The sequence below is a fragment of the bacterium genome (assembly GCA_035380285.1).
Lineage (GTDB): Bacteria > Auribacterota > Erginobacteria > Erginobacterales > DAOSXE01 > DAOSXE01.
In genome coordinates this window covers 43,493-64,527 of record DAOSXE010000007.1, presented here as the reverse complement: position 1 = coordinate 64,527, position 21,035 = coordinate 43,493, and the positions used below count along the sequence as shown (strand labels likewise).

10 protein-coding genes are annotated in these 21,035 nt (G+C 63.2%); 4 read left to right on the top strand and 6 right to left on the bottom strand.

What is annotated here, in order from left to right:
* The first annotated feature begins 66 nt into the window (after nucleotides 1–66).
* Both PLZ73_04030 and PLZ73_04025 read left to right on the top strand, forming a co-directional pair.
* Entirely contained in the window at nucleotides 67–735 is a 669-nt protein-coding gene (locus tag PLZ73_04030) for a transaldolase family protein (GenBank protein HOO77036.1), read from the top strand.
* A 238-nt stretch (nucleotides 736–973) separates the two neighbouring features.
* Entirely contained in the window at nucleotides 974–2,464 is a 1,491-nt protein-coding gene (locus PLZ73_04025) for a hypothetical protein (protein HOO77035.1), read from the top strand.
* A gap of 606 nt (nucleotides 2,465–3,070) precedes the next feature.
* Here PLZ73_04025 and PLZ73_04020 read toward each other — a convergent pair.
* The 6 genes from PLZ73_04020 to PLZ73_03995 all read right to left on the bottom strand — a co-directional run bounded on the left by PLZ73_04020 (nucleotide 3,071) and on the right by PLZ73_03995 (nucleotide 15,929).
* Nucleotides 3,071–5,599 carry a tetratricopeptide repeat protein gene (locus PLZ73_04020; protein ID HOO77034.1) on the bottom strand — a complete coding sequence of 843 codons (2,529 nt, stop codon included), beginning with the start codon at nucleotides 5,597–5,599 and terminating at the stop codon, nucleotides 3,071–3,073.
* Nucleotides 5,586–8,897, bottom strand: coding sequence for a hypothetical protein (locus tag PLZ73_04015; protein HOO77033.1), 3,312 nt, complete (start codon nucleotides 8,895–8,897; stop codon nucleotides 5,586–5,588). The genes PLZ73_04020 and PLZ73_04015 overlap by 14 nt, the downstream gene beginning before the upstream one ends.
* A 102-nt stretch (nucleotides 8,898–8,999) precedes the next feature.
* Nucleotides 9,000–9,596, bottom strand: a complete 597-nt coding sequence (locus PLZ73_04010) for a discoidin domain-containing protein (GenBank protein HOO77032.1) — start codon at nucleotides 9,594–9,596, stop codon at nucleotides 9,000–9,002.
* Nucleotides 9,597–9,795: 199 nt separating this feature from the next.
* Nucleotides 9,796–11,439 (bottom strand): hypothetical protein, encoded by a 1,644-nt coding sequence (locus PLZ73_04005; GenBank protein HOO77031.1) that lies wholly within the window; start codon nucleotides 11,437–11,439, stop codon nucleotides 9,796–9,798.
* Nucleotide 11,440: 1 nt separating this feature from the next.
* Nucleotides 11,441–13,318, bottom strand: a complete 1,878-nt coding sequence (locus tag PLZ73_04000) for a sulfatase (GenBank protein HOO77030.1) — start codon at nucleotides 13,316–13,318, stop codon at nucleotides 11,441–11,443.
* The gene (locus PLZ73_03995; GenBank protein ID HOO77029.1) at nucleotides 13,305–15,929 is read right to left on the bottom strand and encodes a YfhO family protein; all 2,625 of its coding nucleotides are present in this window, start codon (nucleotides 15,927–15,929) and stop codon (nucleotides 13,305–13,307) included. Before PLZ73_03995 ends, PLZ73_04000 begins: the two co-directional genes overlap by 14 nt.
* A gap of 201 nt (nucleotides 15,930–16,130) precedes the next feature.
* On the opposite strand from PLZ73_03995, the gene PLZ73_03990 reads away from it, so the two are divergent.
* Complete coding sequence (locus tag PLZ73_03990) at nucleotides 16,131–18,512, top strand: hypothetical protein (protein ID HOO77028.1); 2,382 nt, start codon at nucleotides 16,131–16,133, stop codon at nucleotides 18,510–18,512.
* Nucleotides 18,505–21,027, top strand: coding sequence for a hypothetical protein (locus PLZ73_03985; GenBank protein ID HOO77027.1), 2,523 nt, complete (start codon nucleotides 18,505–18,507; stop codon nucleotides 21,025–21,027). The genes PLZ73_03990 and PLZ73_03985 overlap by 8 nt, the downstream gene beginning before the upstream one ends.
* Nucleotides 21,028–21,035 lie beyond the last annotated feature (8 nt).

The window sequence follows — 21,035 nt, the reverse complement described above, 5'->3', positions numbered from 1 at the left end:
GTTTCCATCTCCCTGCGGTTGATCTATACTGCTATGAAAAATCAATCTGAATCTCAGGAGCGTTCGATGGCTATATTCTTGGATTCCGGAGATATCGCCGAAATAAAGCGGTTCAAGAGGATGGGCGTTATCCGTGGCGTGACCACCAACCCCACCATCCTGAAAAAAGATGGCCTCGGCCGAGGTAAAACCGCCTTGCGGGAACTGGAAAAGACCATTGCGGACATAATCAGTCCGCTCCCCCTCTCGGTGGAGGTGACCGGGAATCGGAAGAAGCAGATGCTTGAACAGGCACGGGAGTTTGCCGCCTGGGCTGAGAACATCAACGTCAAGGTTCCGATCCATGGGCCTGAAGGTGAGCTGTTCAATCTCGAAGTGGTGTACGAACTGGAAAACCGGTACGACATCCGCGTCAACGTCACTGCTTGCATGAGTGCTCAACAAGGATTGCTGGCGGCTTTGGCCGGAGCCACCTACGTGAGTATCTTCGGGGGACGCATCAATAATATGGGCCATAGCAGTATCGATGAGCTGACCCGCCTTCGGGATTTAATCGACGATCAGGGCCTGAAAACCAAGATCATCGCCGGGTCCACCCGGGAGATCCTTAATGTGGTCGAATGGCTCGAGGCGGGCGCCCATATAGTTACCGTAACGCCGGCAATTCTGGAGGGAATGATCCGACATCCCTACACGGCGGAAACGGTGAAAATGTTCCTGAGGGATGCCGGGTAAGGTGCCCACCGGCCCCACGGCATAATGACCAGGCCGGATCCGTAAAGGCATCGATCGGTTTCACGGGCGAGGAAAAGGCGGGTGGCGACGAGCGCGGGGATATGCCGGGCCGGGAGAAGATATGACCAACGCCCGGAGAGTTTTCGCGGGACACGGGATCTTGTCGGGGAATAGACCCGCAGCGTCTCCGGCTCCCGCCGTCGGAAGGGGGGGGCGACTCCCCCGGTTGATTTTTCCGGTGCTGTTTGCCCTTCTTCTATCCGTGTATTATCCGTCTTTTAAGAACCCGCCGCGCAGCGACTATTGGTCGGCTTATTACGTTTTCCAGAATGTCGGCGCCGATCCGGACAGGAACTGGACCGAAATCCTGACCTTCGATCTCTGGCGGCACGGAACCTTCCGGCCGCTCTCCCACCTGGTCCCCTACCTCGAGCACCGTTTTTTCAGCCCCGTGTTCGCCTGGAATCATATCCTCAATTTCGCCGGGTATTTCCTGAGCATCGTGCTGCTGTATCTGCTGGCGCGCCGCCTCCGACTGGACCGGGCGGTGGCGTTGATTTTTTTGACCCTGTTCGCGTTTCTTTTTTCCCATTCCGATATCGTGACCTGGACCTTCCAGCTTTTCGGCATCATGGGCTTCAACGCCATGGCGGCCGGATTTATTCTATACCTCGGCTACCTGGACAGCGGCCGCCGGTCCCTCCTGGTCGGCACGGGAGCTTTATTTCTCTTCGGCATGCTCTGTTCCGAAGCGTACGCCGCCTGGCCGCTGGGCGTCGTGGTGCTCCTCATGGAAAAGAAATTTTCAGGGCATGAAGCCGGTAACTGCCGCAAGAGCAGTACGATCATGCTCATGGTTATATATATGCTTTACTCGGGCGCTTTCGCCCTCCACCGATCCGGATCGACTACGACCGGCCCCGTCCCCCTTCCCGGTCCGGGGTTGATCGTCGAGGGTTTGGCCCTCACGTTTTTCAACCTGCTCTATAACGGGGTGCTGGTCAATCTATGGCCCTGGCTGAGTCTTCCCCTGTATTACAACGACAACGTCAACCTGGGCGGAATTCTGCTCGTTTTGGGGCCGCGTTTGGAAGGGGTCGCTTTCTGGGCCGGAATCGGCGCGGCCGTGTTGACCGCGACCGGACTGTGGTTGACGGTGCGAGAGGGGAAAAGACGAGTGTTTTTTCTGCTTCTGTTCCTCCTCTATCTGTACGTCTCGAATTTCCTGATCGTAGCCGTGGCCCGCCTTCATACCAACGGTCCCCTCTATCCGCTCTCGCAGTTCCGGTACCAGTACGTCCCCAATGCGTTGCTGGCTCTGGCCGCGGCCGCGATTTTCGGGGGACTGTTCCGTCTGAAAAAACGGGGCAAGATCGTGTTGGGGGCGGTACTGCTTTCGGTGCTGGCGGCGAACATGGCGGTTTCCTCCGGCCAGATCCGGGAGCTGAACCGTCGCCTGGCCCCGATGGGGATCGTCCTGGCCAACATCCGTCAAGGTCTGGAGGAAGGCTGGATTTCCGAAGAGCGCCCCCTTTTCATCGCCGAAGAAGTTCCGGAACTGTTGCCCTCTCCCAGTTGGAACCGGGGCATGGCCCGGTTCATGGAAGGGAATCTGCAGTGGTTTTTCCCGGCGGAAACGATGGGAAAATTCACCCTCGATCGTTCGGCCGCGGCGTGGGAGATCGTCGGGGAGAGTTTCCCGGGCATCCGTCCCGCCTCCGACGACTAGGGCAGCGAGCTGCTTTTACGCTCTTTGTTCCTCTCCCATGAAGGACATGAAGAGGGGGGAATGAGAGGGTTCAGGGTTCGGGGTTCAGGGGAAAACCCACCACCTCGGCCCCGGAAGCAGTCCACAGACCTGCCTGCCGGCAGGCAGGTTTCACAGATAAGAGAAAGAGGATTCAAAATTGCTCCATGCTCTGCCCTATGCTTCTCACCACAGAGAGTTTTCGGGTTGAAGTCGGGATGAAGATGCCGCCCGGCCGACAGTGGGAGCCATGCTCTTTTCCCATTCGTGGGATCGTTGGACCATGAAGGACATGAAGTGCATGAAGGGGGGAAAGAAGAGGGTTCAGGAAGGGAGGGAGTCGGACCTGCCTGCGGCAGGCAGGTTTATACGGATAGGGGGGACCAATGGGGGGGGTACGCTACGCGCCCTGCGCCTTGTGCTGTGCTCTTCCTTCAATCTGTGTAATCCGTGGACTGCTCCAGGGGGTGCGGCGGGGGTCTTTTCTGAACCCCGAACCCTGAACCCTGAACCCTGAACCCCCTCCCCCAATCAGAGCAATCGGGTGCAAAGATCCCCCCCCCTCCCCACTCTGCGTGATCGTAGTTTTCAGTTGAGGTACCCCAGCGCCTTCAACTGCTGGAGCAGGGTCTCGTCGGGAACGAAATCGCCCGGGGTTTCTTCTCCGATCCCGGCCCGGAAACGTTCCGTCTCCCGGCGCACGTCGTCTCCGACCGCGCGCAGGGAACGGATCAGGTCATCTCTGACGAACAGGTTATGCTGTTCTTCGGGATCGCTCCCCACGTCGAAAAGAGAGGCGCCTTCGAAGCGTAATCGCAGGGAGGGTTGAAGAGCTATCGCCTTGTCGCGGTAAGCGGCCGATCTTTTTAAATCCCCGGCTCGATGGTAGAGTCTCGCCAGCTCGATATAAGCGCGGACGTTGTTCCCGTCCGCGTCGAGGATCTGCATAAACGACCGTTCGGCTTTCGTCGGTTTGCCGGATTTTGCCTGGAGCCGTCCCTGAGCGAGGAGTATGCCCGGATTGTCCCGATCGAGGGATTCGGCTCTTCGGTATATGGCCGCCGCCCGGTCGTATCGGCGCTGGGCCGCGTAGAGGTTCCCCAGGAGCAGGTAACCGGAAGGGGAATTTCGGCTATGGCCGATGAATTCTTTGTACAGTTCCTCGGCCAGATCCCGTCGGCCGTGTTTTTCGTAATAGACGCCCAGCGCCCGGCAAAGCCAGCCTTGGTCGGGATTGTCCCTTACGAATCCCCGGGCCGTCCGCAACGCTGCTTCCAACCTGCCCGAGTCCCGGCACATCTCGGTCAGCTCCTTGAAAATCCGGCCGGACTGGCGGGGATATCTTTCCAGAATATTTCTGTATTCGGCTACCGCCAGGTCGTAATCCTCCCGGTGTTTATACAGTCGAGCCAAGGTCAGATCGTAGTCGATATGGCCGGGATTTTTCTCCAGGGCTTTCCGGTAGGCTTGTTCCGCTTTCGGATAGTCCCCCTGAAATTCATGGACGCGCCCGGATTCAAAATAGGCGCGGGGATCGTCGGGCTTCAATGCTTGAGCTTTGCCCAGCATGTTGTTCGCTTTCTTGAAGTCGTCCGACTCGATGCTGCTCCGTCCCCACTCGAGGTAGATCCGGTAATCATCGGGAGCGATCTCAGAAGCTTGGGCAAGAAGCTTCTCGGCTTCGTCCGCCCGTCCCATTTCCCGGCAGCAGGCCGCAAGCTGCACGTAAATTCCGGTATCGCCGGGAGAAACCGCCAAAGCTTTTTCGTACATCTGCGCCGCTTTTTCGAAATCGTCCGTTTCGAAACAACGGTCGCCCCGGGCAAGTTCGTCGAACGGTCGACCTTCGTCCGTCTCCGGGGTCGGTTTCGGAGACACTTCCTCCGCCTGGAGAGGTGCGTCGGTCAAGAGGTCGTCGAGGGCCACATCGTGGTCTATGAAGACATATCCGTCCTTAAAGATCCGCACCGAGTAGTTTTCGATGACCTCGTGGTGCGACTTGGTTTTGTAGGTGACTATGAGCGGGCTGTAATTCCCCCGTTTGGTCAGGAGAGGCAAAAAGGATGTTCCCTGAATCGCTTCCGCGACAGGAATCCGGAGCAGGTCAAGAACGGTCGGCATGACGTCCATGGTCCGAATCGGATCCGCGACCACGCTCCCGGCGAACCTTCCTTTCGGAAACTTGACGATCAGGGGGACGTGAACGTGTTCGATCCAGAGCCGGCCGTGAGTTTTTCCCCCATGCTCGTTGAACTCCTCGCCGTGGTCGGAGAGAAGTACGATCAGGGAATCGTCGTACAGGTTGTTCGTCTTGAGGGTGTCGATAACCTGCTTGAAGACGTAATCGGAATAGTACACCCCTCCGTCGTAGAGAGAGACGATCAGTTCCCGTTGCCGGGGATCGTTCAGGTCCACGTTCTTCCAAAACTCATCGGCGTCGGGAACGCCGCCCGGGGCCCGACTTTGGGCTTCACCTTGTAAAAATCGAGCTCGGAATTCCCGGGGGCCCTTGACGTAGGGGTCGTGGCAGAGGTAGTGGTGAAGGAACAGAAAGAGCGGTCGCTCGTTGTTCCGTGATTCTTGAATCCACTCCCGGATGCGCCCGGTGATCGTGCCGAGGCGCTCCGGTAAAGCCCCCGAATTTTCCCAGGCGTTGAATGCCGGAGAATACTCGTCGAACCCCCGCGCGAACCCCATCTCCCCGGCGATCTGTCCGCGGCCGTGCAGGCCCGCGGTGATATAGCCGTTCGCTCGCAGTATCTGGGGCATCGTCGTGATTTTTTCGTTCAGCACGTGCTTGACGCCTTCAGGGGAGATGTTGTTCACCCCGTGTACCGGGGGCGCCAGCGCCGTGAAGATCGACATGTGGGCGGGGGCGGTAATGGGAGCCTGGCTGTAGGCGTTGGCGAATAGTACCGCCTCTCGCGCGAATTCGTCGATAAACGGCGAGGTTTTTCGGCTGTATCCGTAGCAGCCCAGGTGGTCCGCCCGCAGGGTGTCGATCGAGAACAGAATAATCGGCGGTCGGTCGGACGGAGCGGGCTTCCCGGAGCGGCAAATCGGGGCCGTCACCGCACCCAAAGCGCCGAACAAGATCAGGGTGTTACGAACATTCATCTGATTCGGTTCCCCGGCGCCGGGCACTTTTTTTTGCCGCCGCCGTGGTCAGGACCGCGACGGTCGCCAACAGTCCCAGCCCTCCCATCCAGAAGACGGCCCGGGTCAGTGGGGAGATATAGGTCAAAAGGAGTTCACGTTGGTTCGGGTCTCCCGGAACGGGAACGGCCATGAAGGGACCGTTGGCCTTTAAAATAGGCACTTCTCGGTCTCCGAGATAGGCCCGGAGCAAGTTGGTGTACGCCCGGTTGACGACCAGGTAACCGGGTTGCTCGGAGCGGAACCGTATCCTGATCAGGTTCGGATCGGGGCTGGGAACGATCTCCGCGCTATCCGTGGGCGTCGCGGGGCTTTCCGGGACCGGCTCCGGGGGAGGTTCTTCCAGGAGCACCAGTTCTCCCCGGAGGACCTCCGGGCGTTCCCTGACGGCTTTTCCCCAGGTATCGGTTTGGCTCAGCATCGACATGGTCTCCGCCCGGTGGGCGATGAAAACCGGGGGCAGAGCCGGGATCTCCCAGATGTCGACTTCCCAGCGGTAGATGCGCCGCATGGTTTCGGAGTTTCGTGCTCCGATGGAATCGAGAAATCCCAAGGGGGAGAGCAGATAGCGCGCCCCCGCCAGGCGGTAGTAGGGCAGCGCCGCCTCCAGGGCGTCCCGCTGTTCCCGGCTGGAGCTTTGATAGGGGTTTGCCGTGGCGGGTTCGATCGGGTTTTCTCCCGTGAACCAGAGGGAATAGCTGCTGTCGGGAGGGACGGCGCCGAGAATATCGCCGAGGAAGAACTGGTATGAGCCGGTGTTCATGGAAACGCAGCCGCGCAGATCCATCAGTTCCTGGGCGGAGGCGAAGTTGGGGGCCAGGACCCTCCCGATCCCGACCGCGGCCGCCGGCTGCCGGGCCCGGAGAAATTCGACGAACCGCATCGGCTCCCTCGGCGAGCAGCGGGCAGGGAGACGGGACGGCGAAAGCCGATCGGCCAGGACCAGGGCTCCTCCGCAGAGGAGCAGGGTAATCGCCGTTATTCCGGTTTGGGCGGAGATCGAGAGCCGACGGCGCCGCGAGAAAAATACGGTGCCGGCGGCGGTGCCGGCGGCGAGCAGGAAGGGCAGAATGTCGAAGAAGAAGGCGTGCCCGAAATGATTTTTGGGAACATAGGCGGCCAGTTCCGCCCAGACGGGGAACAGGAACAGCCACCCGGGAACGGTGGGGTATCGGGCCGCAGCCCGTCCCAGGAAGGAGTAGAACCCCAGCATCGCGAATGCGATCAGGGCATGAAGCCGAAGCAGCGTGTCGCGCGCGGGGGAACCGAGGAAGTCGCCGGTCAGGCCCAGCGTGAGCAAGGCCGCCAGGAGAAGGAGCGAACAGGCGGGGAAGAGCAGCCGTTTCAGGCGTGGAAACGCGGGGGCGGTTATCAGGGCCAGGCCGGCCGCGCCGAATATCAGCTTGAAGATCAGCGCCGCCGGTTCAAGCGAGCCCCGGGCCAGGCCGCCGAGAAACACCGCCGGGACCGCCACCGCGGCTACAACCGCCGGGCCCGGGCCCGGCGCCGTCGAAAGAATAAAGAACAGGCCGGCCAGGGAGGCGAGCAGCGCCGGGGCGGCGAAAAGGTACGATCCCACGGGTTCGGCTCCGGTGAAGAGATAGTGTTTTCCCGGAAAGGACCGCAGGGCGATCGCTCCCAGCGCCGCCAGGAACGCCGCCATTGCGGTCTGGTTGCGGTGCAGGGAATCCCGAACGTCACGGCACAGATCGGCCGGATACCTTCGCGCCCGCCGCGGCAACAGGCTTATGCCCAGCAGGGCCGCCGCGACCCAGAGGAACAAGGAGGCCCCGTTGCAAAAAACGTACATCCGCATCCGCTGCGCTTCCCACCACGCCGAACCCAGGCGGGAGAACATGTATGCTAAACCCAGGGCGGCGATCAGGCCGCCCGCCGCCCAGACGGGCCGGGCCCGCAGCCGCTCGAGCGCCGCCGCCCGCGGCGCCGGCCGTGGCGGCTTCGCCGCGGGGCCGGGAAGATTCCGTTCCAGCAGGTTATCCAGTCCCAGCCCGGCCAGCACCGCCAGGGCGAAGCTCCAGGTGGCCGCCGCCCAGCGAGGGCTCCAGGTCTGGTCGAAACCGGGAAGAAGGCCCAGAAGCTGGGCCGGGCTCCACCCCAGGTTCTTCGCCAGGATGAAGAGAAAGTAGCATCCGAACAGGGTGGCTTCCCTTCTGTTGCCTCCTCTCCGCCAGTTGGCCGCCGCCAGGAAGAGGAGGCCGAGGCCGAAATAGCCGCCCACCCAATCCCAGGTAAGGTTGACGGTCCGATACGACCAGGCCCAGGGGGATTGCCGGAACAGGGGGAAGAAGGAAAAATAGAACCGGTTGACCCGGATCGGGGACTGCAGGCCCATGTTCCCCCCGGGAGGATGAAAGGACCAGGCCTCGCGGTGGAATTGGAGAAAAAGATAGATCTGCGGCGCCGCGATCAGGGCGCTGGCCAGGACCGCTCCCAGGGCCCAGGCCGCCGCCTGGAGGCGGATATTCCCGGGAAGTCCGGACAGGCGGACCGTTCCGTAGAGCAGGGCGAGGAAAAGAACATAGAGCTGGATCTCCGGCTGTCCGGCGGTGTGGACCAGCGCCAGGGCCAGGGCCAGCCCGGCGGCGCGCCCGGCTTCCGGCCGGTCGAAAAAAGCCCTCGCCGACCACATCAGCAGCGGGAGCAGCATGGCGACGTTGGTGACTTCCTCGTGGTTGGAATAGACGACCATGATCCCGCCCAGGCCGTACCCGACGGCGCCGGTGAGGGCGGAGATCCGGCGGCGGCAGAGAGGCCGCAAAAAACCATAGGTGAAGATCCCCGCCGAAATCAGGCGCAGGATCAGGAAGAAGTCGTATCCGCCCGGCAGGAAGAGATTTTCCAGCATCTGGTAGGGGGACAGAACCCGGTGACAGTACTGCCCGATAAGGGGGACCCCCAGGTTCTGCCAGGGAAGGACCAAGGGAAGGTACCCCGCTCTGAGAGATTTACCGACGAAGACGTTTACCGGCCATTCCAGGTACGCGGGGTTGGCCAGGTCGACGTGCCAGTCGCGCTTGTCGAGATCGGTTCCCCGGATGTCCAGGTACCCGGTCGAAAGTTTCTGTTCGTCGGCGGCGGGGGTGTCCCAGTCCTGGATTTCCCGGGGGGCGCGGGTATGGTGGGGAATCAGGAGGACGGGGTTGAGCGACCGGGCCAGGAAGACGATGTTACCGTAAGCGACGACGACAAGCAGAAGGATCAGACCGACCGCGGCCGTCCATGGCTTCTTGTATGCCATTTCGCTTCCCTCCCGTCCGGTTAAAAATCCCGCAGCCTCCCGGGCCGGCGGCGGGGAGGGGCTGGTCTCGGGGTCCCCTCGAATACGGGGATCTCCATCGATTTATTCGAACAGGGCCAGTTCCGCCATGGAATAAAAATTGTAGCGGCTGCCGTCTTCGTGCCCCTGCAGGATTTCCAGCCGGTAGTATCGGTAACTCCGGTCGTTGGCGAAATCCCACTTCCACCACCCGGCCTGGGGGGGGGCGTCCGGGAGTACGATCTCGGAGACCGGTTCCCAATCGACACCGTCGTTGCTCCCGTCGAGCCGGGCCCGGCGCAGGAATTGAAGCGGGAGATCTTCCCGGGGGAATGCGGCCAGGGAACGCACGGTCCGCGCGTTCCCTTCTCCGAAATCGACGACGACGCTGGCCGGTTTACCGACCTGGTCGAGAGCGACATGCCAATACGAACGGATGTCCCGGTCCCGCAGTTTCTCCACGCTCTGGCGCCGGCCGTTGCGGGAAGACGCGGTCAAGGTCACGCCGGGAAGGTCGATCAGGTTGCCGCTTCGGTTTATATCGGCGACGGCGCAGGGTTCCGTTCCGGAAAGGCCCAGGCCGAAGAGATTGATGTGGGTCGCCACCTGGATAAAGATGCCGAGCAGGATCAGGGCGATGACGCCCAGGGCGATTTTTTCCTTTCCGCTGAAGGGTTCCATTTTCTTTCCTCCTTTAACCTAGAAAAATACAGGCGTTTATAGTATCGCCGGGGCTCAAGGCTCAGTCAAAGTCAAACCGTAACGCCGGCGAGAGCGGGGATAAAAGAATTTCCGGTTGCAATAACGGGGGAGTCATACGCAATTTCGGGAAACCGCGATTATAGCCGAAGAGGGAGCCGGGGGCGGAACCCTCCGGCGGTTATTCGGCCGGAACCACGCTCAAATCCCGCCGCTCGACGACCCAGGAAGCCTGGGGGCGTTCGCAGGCGAACGAAGCCAGGGCGGCGGGGGAGAAGATCCATTGATAGCTTCCGCTCGTGAAACCGGCCAAGTTGCGGTTCCAGCAGAGGCGGGGGAGCTCCCGGGCGATGGCGTCGTCGAGGTAGAGCGGATGCTCGGGGGTGATGCGGCCGTCTTCCAGGCCGGTTCTGATATTGGAGAGCATCCGGTGCAGGGGAGCCAGTTGCCGCTCGATCGCGGAAAGGTGGGGGATCAGTACGGCCAGGTTGGCGAGCAGGATCGCCGCCAGCAAGGAATAAAGCGGCAGCCTTATCCGGGGCAGGGCTCCGAGCATCCGTCCGCATCCGAGGATTCCCAGGAGAATCAGGAGGGCGTCGGTAACGTATTGGTACCTGAATTCGGAAAGAATATAGATCGGCGGATTGGTGGCCATTCGTCCGTGATAGAGGACGAAAGTTTCGGTGACGAGGAGAAACAGGGCAAAAGCGACCGGGGTCGAAACGATCACGCCCCGTTTTTTCCAGCTCGCGAAGGCCGCCGCCGCCGCCGCCAGAATCACCAGAAAACCGGCGATCGCCAGGACCGCATCGATGGCCGGTTCGTTTTCCAGCCAGATGCGCTCGGGAGCCACTTCCCTGGGGAGGATCAGGGGGGAAGCCGCAGATCCGTTTCCCGGCCGTTTCATGTACGGCAAGAGCGGGCTCACTTCCAACAGGACACCTCCCCGGCCGATGTTGTCGTGGATGAGGCCGGGAGAAACCAGGAAGGGATCGACGGCGGCCAACCCTTCGGCGGCGATGCCCGCGGTGGAAACCGCCAGGCTGAACGAGAGCGAGGAGGGGGAGAAAAAATCGGGCGGGGCCGAAGCCAGCCCGGCGACCGAGCTGTGGGATCGGGCCAGGGAAACGAGCGCCCCGTAGAGGATAAAGACCGCCGCCAGCGCCGCCGCGGTCGAGACGGCGGCCGCCCGCAGCCAGCCCCGCTTCAGAAGCTCGCCTCGACGGGAAAGGAGCAGGAAGATCGCCCCCGCCGGCCAGAGAATGAAGATCTCGTAGCAGAGCAGGCCGGCGAGAAAAAGCGCGGCGGCCGCCGTCAACCGGATTACGCCGCGGGCCCGCAGGTAGCTCAGGTATGCGCTGAATCCCAGAAGAAATAGGCCGAATCCGATCAGGATGCCGATATGGAAGGTCCAGGCTACGATATCGAAATGAGAGAACAAAAAAGCGAAGACGGTCAGAAAAGCCAGGGAAATCGAACGGCCGGATCCGAACTTCCGCGCCAACCGGTAAAGCAGGGCGATATTCAGGCAGTAAACGGCGAAAACGGCCGCGTGGAACCGGAAATAATCGGCCCCGGAAAAAAGATGCATCCAGTAGAGAAAGACGTGGAAGAGGGGCCGGTATGTGCCGTGGCCGCAGATGTCGTAGTTGACGACGTTTAACGCCCGGTCCCACGAGGGAAGCGATTGAAATTGCTGGAAGTGATGCAACAGCGGCCAGAAATCGCTGCGGGGAGGGTTGGAGAAAGTCGGCAGAAAAACCGCGAGGAGAGCGGCGAAGAGGAGGCAGAAATACGACAAGGATCCGAGCTTCCCCGTGCTCATGTTAGTGGACATACCCCAAAGCCCTGAGCTTCTTCATCCGTTCCGCCGCCACTTCCTTCCCCGGCGGTTCGGTTTTATCCGCCCGGGGAGGGGAAAATTTGACGTGATACACCATTACATGATGGTCCGGTCCGGGGTTGAAATCGAGGTCGATCGCGAATTCGCCTCCCTTTACCCGAACCGGGCCGTAGTCGAGGTAGTAGGCCCAGGGCTTGCCGTCTTCGCCGGGAACGACCGTGACTTCCCGAGGAGGGCGGAACCCGTCAGAACCTCCGACGCGGCCCTGGAAATGATCCTTGTCCAACGAAAATCCCGGTTCGAGCGGTCCGACCAGCACGGCAACCCGATATTCTCCGGATATCAGGGGGCAGGAAAGGCGCAGCCGGGTGCAGGAAGGGCCGGAGCGGGGGGCGAGAACGAGGTGGCCTTCCCGGTCGGAGGTGTTCAAGGTCCAAGTTCGATCGGCATCGCCGTTCCCTTCCCGGGAAGCTTCGGCGGCGGAGGTCACGGTGAAGAAGCAGATCGGGAAATAGAAGGGGAAATCCGGCGGGGTTCGGCGGATCGCCGATTCGTAGCGCTCCCTCTCGACGGCCATAAATCCTTCATAATCTCCCCGCAACTTCAGCTTCAGGGCCGGAAGCTGAAGCGCGGTCAGATCGACGATCTCTCCCGGGTCTTTGCGCAGATCGAAAAATCCCTCCGGCGAGAACAGATAGTGATAGTTCGGAGTTCTGACCGATCCTTTTATATACACCGCTTGTTTCCCGGCGCCCGGGTCGGTCAGGAGCGGTTTCAAGCTGGTGCCCGCCAGGTATTTTCCCGGGGGAACATCGATTCCGGCAAGATCGCAGATAGTGGGGACGATATCCACCGCCTCGCAGAGGCCCTCGGCCCTGACCCCGGCGGGGATCGCCGGCGGATAGACCATAATCAGGGGAGTATGAATCAGACCTTCCCAGGGAGGGAAATCACCGTGGGTCAGCCATCCGTGTTCTCCCAGGAGCTCCCCGTGGTCGGAAGTGATGATAAAGAGCGTGTTCTCGGCCAGACCGAGGTCGTGTAAGCCCCGGTAAAGCCGGCCGATCCAGCGGTCGCTGTGAGCCAGGTTACCGTCGTAGAGGGCCCGGAAATAGCGGAGGTCGCTTTCGGTCCACCCCGCCGATTCGCCCCCGGTGATGTTTTCGAATTTTTCCCGGGCGTCCGCCAGCGCGCCCGTTTCGCCGGGGCCGATAAACAAGGCGTCTTCTTCTTTCGGCGGGTAAGGCTGGTGCGGGGACATAACGTGGTAATAGATGAAAAAGGGTTTGTCGCGATGCCCCCCGATCCAGGTCAAGACCGCCTTGGCCATGTCTTCATCGACCGGCCTTTCCGTAGCGGTCGGGAAGGGGAAGGTTTCGTGGAATGCCCGTCCCAACTCGGTTTCGTCCACGAACCAGGGGTGGTTATGGAACATCGCCGTCCGGTAGCCGTTCTCTCTCATCAGGTCGGGCAACAGGACCTGCCGGTCGTCGAAGTCCAGGGCGACGGTGTCGGGCTGCTCTCGTCTTACCCCGAAGGACCAGGTGTCCATTTGAAAAATCGGCCGGGAGAAGTACCGCGAACTCATGATCAGGGGCAGGGAGTCGTGGGTCTGGGTCGCCGGCGCGAAGTTGTTGAGGAAGGTGGCGCCCCGGGCGGCGATTTCGTCGATCCGGGGGGTGGTGGGTTTGCCGTAGCCGTAGCCGGAGAAGTGATCCGCCCGGGCGGCGTCGAGAATAACGAAAATCACGTTGGGCGGCGGTTCGGATCGGGTTTTACCGCAGGACGTCAGGCAGAACGCCCCCCCCAGCGCCAGCAGCCCCAGCCGGATAGGAATACTGTTCCGTTTAGGTCGAAGCATCTCGAATTATTCGTCCCGATTTTTCGCTTTCCGGTGACTGCCCATATCCCCGGTCCCGGCCGGGAAGCCGCCTCGCCCGCGCCCTCCGGCGGCGGATGAGGGAGACGGCGGTCAGGGCGCCCAGGGCCAGCCAGGATATCAGTGAAATCGCGGCCCCGAGCCGCCAGGCTTTCGGCCGGAAGTTCATCTCGACCCGGTGCCGCCCACGCGGGAGGAGCAGACCTCGCTGGAGGAAGTTCACCCGAAGGACATCCGCGGGTTTCCCGTCGACGGTGGCTTCCCAGCCCGGGTACCAGGTTTCGGTGAAGACGAGCACGGCCGGCCGGGTCAGTTCCACTTCCGCTCGGACCCGGTTGGGATCGCTCAAGTCCAGGGAAGCGACGGGATTGGCCGCCTGGAAGGCGGCGAAGTCGCGCCGCCCCTCTTCACCCCTGTCCGGATTCCCGGTGGCGTCGGTTATGCCCAGATCCCGGGCCGTGGTCATATCCCCGGTTGTATCCGTCAGGAAGACCGCCTGTCGGAGATCCCCCTGTGCCAGTCGTTCCAATGCTTCCGCCTCGTCGACTTCCGCCGCCCGATCGAGAACAAAAGCCCGAGGGATGGCTTCGGGGTTGTAATGGAGGTAAAAATCCGGCTGCGTTTCCAGGGGGAAAGTGCTTCCACCGGGGAAAAGATTGCCGGGGCCCGAGTCCAGAAACCATTCCACCGACATATTGCTCAGGAAGGCCGAGAATTTCGGACGCAGAGAATCCCAGTAGATGGGCCAGTCTACCGGCCGACCGTAGGCGGTTTCGAAGGCGAGCTTGAACCTCTTTTCCAGGGGCTTCATGTCGTAGCCGAGGAATGCCCAACCCTCCTTGGGCATGAGCCGGGCGAAGTTGTCGTGAAACGGCCGGTCGCTGGTCCAGCGCAGCGAGCTGGTCCCCGTATATTCAGCCACGGGACCGAGGATGAGCCCAAGCATCGGTTGCCGGGAAGGGCGGATGCTTCTGATCTGCTGAGGCTGGGGCTGATGAAACCTGAAGATGCAGAAATAAAAAACGGCGAAGGACTGCAGGCCGGTCTCCGCCATGACCAGGGCGGCTACCAGGAAAACCCTGGTGCGCCCGCGGAAACCGCGCCAGGCGACGACCAGAAAGAAAGCCGCCGCGAAGAAATAGAGCACGGGTCCGGAAAGGAACCATTCCCCGTCGGCTCTCCGGACGATCTCCCGCCAGCCCGGGAAGTATACCCGTCCGTCCGCGGCTCCGGCCAAGCCGGTCTGCCCGGCCAGGGCGGCCAGTCCGGCTAATCCGGCCAGACCGAGAAATCCCCAGACCAACCCGGCCCGGGGCCGGAACGTTCGGCCGCGACCGGCCAGCCATTCCATCCCCAGCCCGGCCAGCCAGGAAGTCGCCGCCACCTGGAGCAGGCGGTAGCGGATGGGGAAGGGGAAGCCGGAGAGCACCGGTACCCAGCGGTAGAAGAGGGCGTAAAAGGGCGTATGCCTGCCCAGCATGCACAGGATCGAAAAGACCCAGACGGCGGCGGCGAAGAGGGCCCAGCCCCGGAACCGGGCCCCGGCGCGGGATTTTCGGATCCAGGCCAGCCCGGCCGCGGCCAGGAACGTGAGCAACAGGCCCGCGGCCATGTTCGCGTCCCAGAACCGTACCCCCTGGGTAACGCTCTCGACCCAGTTGTGGTCGCCGAACCCGGTCAGCGTCCCGAACAGGTCGGGGATAAACAGCACGGCCAGGTAGACCGGGGGCATGCTCCCGTCTGCGCCGGTCATGGCCGCGTACGTGGAGGGAAGGTGCTGTTCCGTGTGCCGGGACCCGTCGAGAGCGGAGACCCAGAAGACCGCGGAAAGTGCCAGCCCCAGGGCCGCCGCCGCCAGGAACCGTCCCGGCGCCCTCAGGCAGGCGATCGGATCGCCGCTCCCCACGCGGCGCAGGCCCAGGGCCAGGGCCAACAGAAACGCCAGGAGCAGGCCGTAGCCGGCATGGGGAGGCTGGGCGGCCAGGATCATCAGGGCCGAGGCCGTTCCTCCAGCCGCCGCCGCGGCCCAGCCGCGGCCCCGGTCCATCGCCGTCACCGACCACAGCAGCCAGGGGAGCCAGGCCTGGACGGCGACGATGGGGAACCAGACGTAGGAGTAGGAAAAGGCGGGGCTGAAGACGTAGACCCAGGCGGCCGTCAGGGCCGCCGTTCGGCTCAGGCGGATGCCCCGGCGTCCGAAAAGATACATCCCCGCCGCCGCCAGAAAATAATGGATAAGCAGGGGCAGCAGGGTCAGGGTCCAGTAAGCGTTATCCGGATTTCCCAGGTCGGTGAGCAGATAAAGCGGCCAGAGGGGGAAGTAGTAGGTATCGGCGTAATACCGGGCGTAGAAGGGGATGGCCCCGCACCAGGTATCCGGTTCCCAGAGAGGCAGGATTCCCTCCTGGAAATTACGGGCCAGAAAAAAATGCCAGGGGAACTCGGCCATGGCCTGGTCGTCATGGAATATCCCCAGGGTTCCGGTCAGGGCGGGCAGAAACAGGGCCAGGACGGCGAGGCCGAGGAGAATCAGGCCCGGCGCTTCCCGGAAAACCGCCCCCCGTACCGTCCTTTTTCCCTTGCTGCCCGTCATGGAATTCACGCCTTCGGCGCCGCGCCCCGCCTTGACCGCAACTAACGAGCTTAGCACAAGGCCGGGGGATTAATAAGCCAAAGCGGGGGGAGGCGGCCGCAAGGGCGTTCGATTTTTCGTAAGGGCTTCGGGAAGGTTGGTTGCGTAAACGGTCCGCCTCGGAGATACTACCTTCATGCGGGAGGCGCTGACATCCTGGTCATGAAACGCCGCCGTGGATCAAGGGCGCCCGGGAGGCGGATTCTTCCCTGGGTGGTGCTGGCGGCCGCCGCCGGAGCTTTCTACCTGCCCCTCTTCGCCGGTTGGGGGACTGTTTTTCGCGGGCAGATCGCGTACCTTTTCTACCCGCTCCAGAGTTACCTGGGGCGGACGGGGGGCATCCCCTTCTGGTCGCCGGGGACCTACTGCGGCGCCGGGTGGGCGGGAAGGAGCCTCCTGCCTTTGGCTCTCTACCTCCCGAACCGATTGCTCCTGGGAATGGGGGGGGCCGGCTGCCTCTGGTCGGTGGAAATTCCCCTGGCCGTCCACTCGTTGGCGGCGGTGTTTTCGACCTATCTCCTGGCCCGGTCCGTGGCCGGTCTCCGCCGCCCGGGCGCAACGGCCATGGCCCTGGCTTACGCTTTCGGCCTCCCCTTTGCCCGCGCGCTGATCTGGCCCCCGGCGGCCTGGGCCTATTGCTGGATTCCCTTGATCTGCGTTTTCCCCGGGCTCTTTCTGCGAACCGGGAAGATCGGCTGGTTGGGAGTCGGGAGCTTGGTCGCCGCCCTGGTTTCGCCGGCGGGCGGAACCGCCGCCGGCCTGGCGGTGCCGGCGGTTCCGCTGCTGTTTTGGATTGTCCCCGGATGGCCGGTAACCCCGGCTCCCCGGCGGGGCTTCTTCCTGAAAGCGCCGGCGGCGGCGGCGGTCATGACGGGTATCGCCCTGCTTCTGGGCGGGATCTATTGGGCGCAGCTCCTGGGAGTTCCCCGCTGGAGCGCGTTGCCCGGGTTCGAAGGGCTGGAGAGCGCCCGGATCAGGGCGGTTTCCCTGGCGGCCGTGCCGCTGCCGGACCTCTTCGGGGGGATTTCGGGGCGCGGCGGATGGGGGATCTGGGAGAGCGGGGTCGGGGCGGGAGCTTTCCCCGGCGGCTTTGCCGCCTTCGGCGTGGTGGTCTTGGCCGCGCTGGCGGCAGGAAAGGGAAACCGGCGCGGGCCCATGGGTCGATTCTGTCTGCTGGCCGCCGCCGGTCTCGCGGTGCTTCTGCTCGTTCCTCACCCGCTTTCGCGGCTGGTGTCCGTCGATGTGCTTTTTTTCGCCGCCGTCGGGGCGCTTTCGCTGGGGATGGCGGGGATATTCGGCGTTTCCGTGGAGAAAATCTGGGACCGGAACACCGCCGACCTCCCCGTCCGCCGGGCCGTGGTCGTGGCTTCGGCGCTGGCGCTGGCGGCGGCGGCGTGGGCGCTTTTCTGCGGATACGGGAATGAGGGAACGCGCGGGTACGCCCTGGTGGGCGGGGCCGTCGGCTGGGGCCGCTTTCTCCTGGAAAACGCCGCTTACCCCGCGGCGGTGGCGGTGTTTCTCCTTGCGGCCGGGCGCTGGCTGCCGTCGGTCTTCGGGCGCTTGGCGGCGGGCGCGGCGGTTATCGAACTGTTCGCGCTCTCTTTTCTCGGCGTCTATGTCGGGGTCTGGCCCCCTTGGGAAGCGGGGGGGCTGCTGGAAGATCGTTCTCCCGGCCCCCTGGATTCGCCCGTATATTGGAGGCTCCGGGAATTTCACCAAGTCTGCCCTGACCGGGACGGACATTGGCGCCGCGCGTATTTCGATTCGGCGCTGGCTGCTCCGGGGAATTGTTTCGGTTCCGATTCGGCTCTGGGCCTGGGGGGGTATCCTCTCAACCCCGCGTTCGCCCAGGCGGTTCAGGGCGTAGTCGGGGGATATCCCTTCCAGCTCCGGGCCGCGGAATGGGGGGACCGGTTCTGGCAGAACATGAGCGTCCGCTATTTCATCGCCCGGGAGGGTCTCGAGCATCCGGACTTGATCGGACGGGGTTCCGCCGGCGGATGGCGGTTTTACGAGTACCGCGCCGCCCTCCCGCGGATCTACGTCCAGGACCGCTGGATCGGGGCGGAAAGGGAAAAGGAACTGTTGGCCCTGCGCTACTACGATATCCGGGAAGTCGGCTACCTCGACCCGCAGGTTTGGGACGTGCGACCGCTCTCCGAGCGGTTTCCGGAGCATACGCCCATGGGCCGTTCGGAAGCGGTGGAACGGTTCAAGCGATTACAGAGGGAAAATCCGGTTTCGGGAGGGGATTTCTCCGACCCCGCAAGGGTCGAGTTCGAGGTGCTCTGCCGGAAACCCCTGATGGCGGTCCTGACCGACGTCTGGGACCCGGGATGGCGGGTGACCGTGAACGGCGCCGGCCAAACCCTCTACCGGGTCAATTTTCTCCAGCGCGGGGTCTGGCTGAGGCCGGGAAGGAACCGGGTGGCGATGGAGTATTTTCCACCCCGGCTGGGGCTGGGGCTGTTGCTGACGGTTCTGGGGCTGGCGGGGCTGGCGGTCCTCCCGGTTTTCCCGGCGAAGAGGAGGGAAGATGGCTAGGTCGGGAGCGGCAAAACTTTCTCCCGCGCTGCTGTTGGTGCTGGCCGTGACCGTGCTTTTTCTCCCGGCGCTGACGGCGCGGAGGGGGATTTTCCAGGACGATCAGGCCATGGCCGAGTTCCCCTGGCATTTTTTCCTGGCCCGTCATTTCCAGGCCGGCGAGATCCCCCTCTGGGAACCGGACACCTGGTGCGGGGCCATTCCGTTCTATGCCCGCTACTACGCCGACACCTACTATTGGCCGCTCTGGCCCCTGTACCTTCTCGCCGACACCGGCAATCTCGACCGGGCTTATTGGGCCCTTTCCCTGGTCCCGCTGCTGCTGCATTTCGCGCTGGCCGCGGTCGGGATGTATTGTTTCGTTCGCCGGGGGATGAGGCTCTCCCGCCTCTCCTCGTTCCTGGCGGGGTGGCTCTACGTCTTCAGCCCCGCCTTTTCCTACTCCTATGTCTGGTTCCCCATCGTGGTCGTCCAAGCCTGGCTCCCCTGGCTGTTGCTGCTGACGGTCGGTTTCGACCGCCGGCCCCGTTTCGGGACATTCGCCGCCGCCGCCGCGGTCGTTTCCCTGATGATGACCGCGGCGCAGCCGCCGCACCTGGCTTACGGGCTCCTCCTGGCGTTCATGCTCTCCCTGGCCCTGGGTTTGCGGCGCGGTTTCGAAGAAGGATGGCTGCGGGCGCTGAGGCCCCCCGGATTTTTAGCGGGCGCGGTCGGCTTCGGATTTCTTCTCGGCGCGGTGTACTGGTTTTCGATGTTCGACGGCATGGCCCACACCCGCCAGCACATCGGCCAGTCCTACGGGGAAATGACCGGGGCGGATGGAAGCATGCCCCCCCTCTACCTGGTCACGGCGTTCGTTCCCGAACTCTTCGACACCGTGACCGGCGGCCGGTTCACCTGGGGGGGCGATATCTCTTTCGAGGCCCGCTACTGGGAAGCCAACCTGCAGGGGGGGATCCTGATCGGTTTTCTCGCTCTGGCCGGTCTTTTGGCGTTTCGGGGCCGCCGGCGGAGGTGGACCTGGTTTTCGGGAGGGCTCCTGGCCTTCGCGGTGCTGTGCGTGCTGGGGCGGCACACCCCCGTTTACGGCTGGTTCTACAGGCTGGTTCCCGGGATCACCCGGTTCCCTTTTCCCATCCGGTACCGTCTCTTCCAGTGCGTGGCCGTTTCCTGGCTCTGCGCGTTGGGGTTGGAAAGCCTGGGCCGGGAACCGCTCGCCGGCCGCTTCGTCTCCGCCCGAAGGTTGTGGGGCTACCTGGGGGGAGTGGGCCTGTTTCTCGTCCTGGTCCTATCCTGGCCCCAGGACCTGGCCCGGTCGAAGTTGGGCGCGCTTCTTCCCCTGGAGCGCCCCTGGGCGTTTCCCGGGCTCGCCGAGTTGTGGCAGGGCGGAGGGTCGCCCTGGTTCTTCATCCATATCCTCCCCTACCTGGCCGGCGCGGGCCTGATCCTGCTGCTGACGTGGCGGGGTTTGCGCGGCCGCGTCCGGCTGGCGGCGGTGACGGGCACGGTTCTGTTCGAGTGCGCGTTCTTCAGCGCCACGGCGTTTTACTACGGGACCTACGACCGCCGTTTCCCCCTCCCCCAGCACCAGCGGGCGCTGCGCCCGGACGACCACCGGATGGTGGCGACGGTTTTGAACCGGGTCGATCCCGTGGCCGGGGAGGGCGCCTACCGCTGGGCCGGCGACCGGCCGTTTCTCGACAATTTTTCCCGGTTCACCTCCGCCCGCGCTTTTTTAGGATACGACATGAAACCGCTGGAAACTCGGTTCAAGCTGGCGGTGGAGGAGGCCTACGGCCGCGACGTCGACTGGCCCATCTACTGGTCTCCTTTCCTTCCGGAATATCCCGGCCTGCTCTCGGCGATGTCGGTCAAGTACTTCTTCTCCGGGACCCCCGACGAAGTTTTTCCGGGGGAGGAGACCGAGAACCTGGGGGGGGGACTCTACCTGCACCGCAACCCCGCGCCTTATCCCCCCGCCTATTTCCAGGACCGCCTGACTGTGGTCTCGGCCCGGGAAGAGCATAAGCACCTGCTCAATGCCGATCTGGCCCGCAGCGCCTGGATCTGCAACCAGCTCCGGGAGTGCGCGCGGCAGGGCATACCCGTGCTCACTCCCGAGGGCTTGGAACGGCTGGATGCCGCCGCCGCTTCCCGGCGGGAGCGGGGGGAATCGAGGTTCGCCCTGCTCCAACAGGAAAACCGGGTGACCGCCCTCGATCTTTCCCGGGCCAACCGGGTGCGGGCCGAGGTCGAGGTGACCCGCCCGGCGTTGCTGGTCTTCTCCGAGATCTGGTACCCCGGGTGGAAAGCCCTGGTCGACGGTGCCGGCGTTCCGTTGTACCGGGTCAATTATCTCCAGCGGGGGGTCTGGCTGGGGAAGGGGAGCCACCGGGTCGAGCTGATTTTCCGGCCTTCGCTCTGGCTGGCGGGAGCGGTTGTCAGCCTCGCTGCCTGGACGCTCTTGTTGGCGGTGGGGATATTCGCGATGGTCCGGAGAAGAAGAAGGTCGTGATGCGCTGC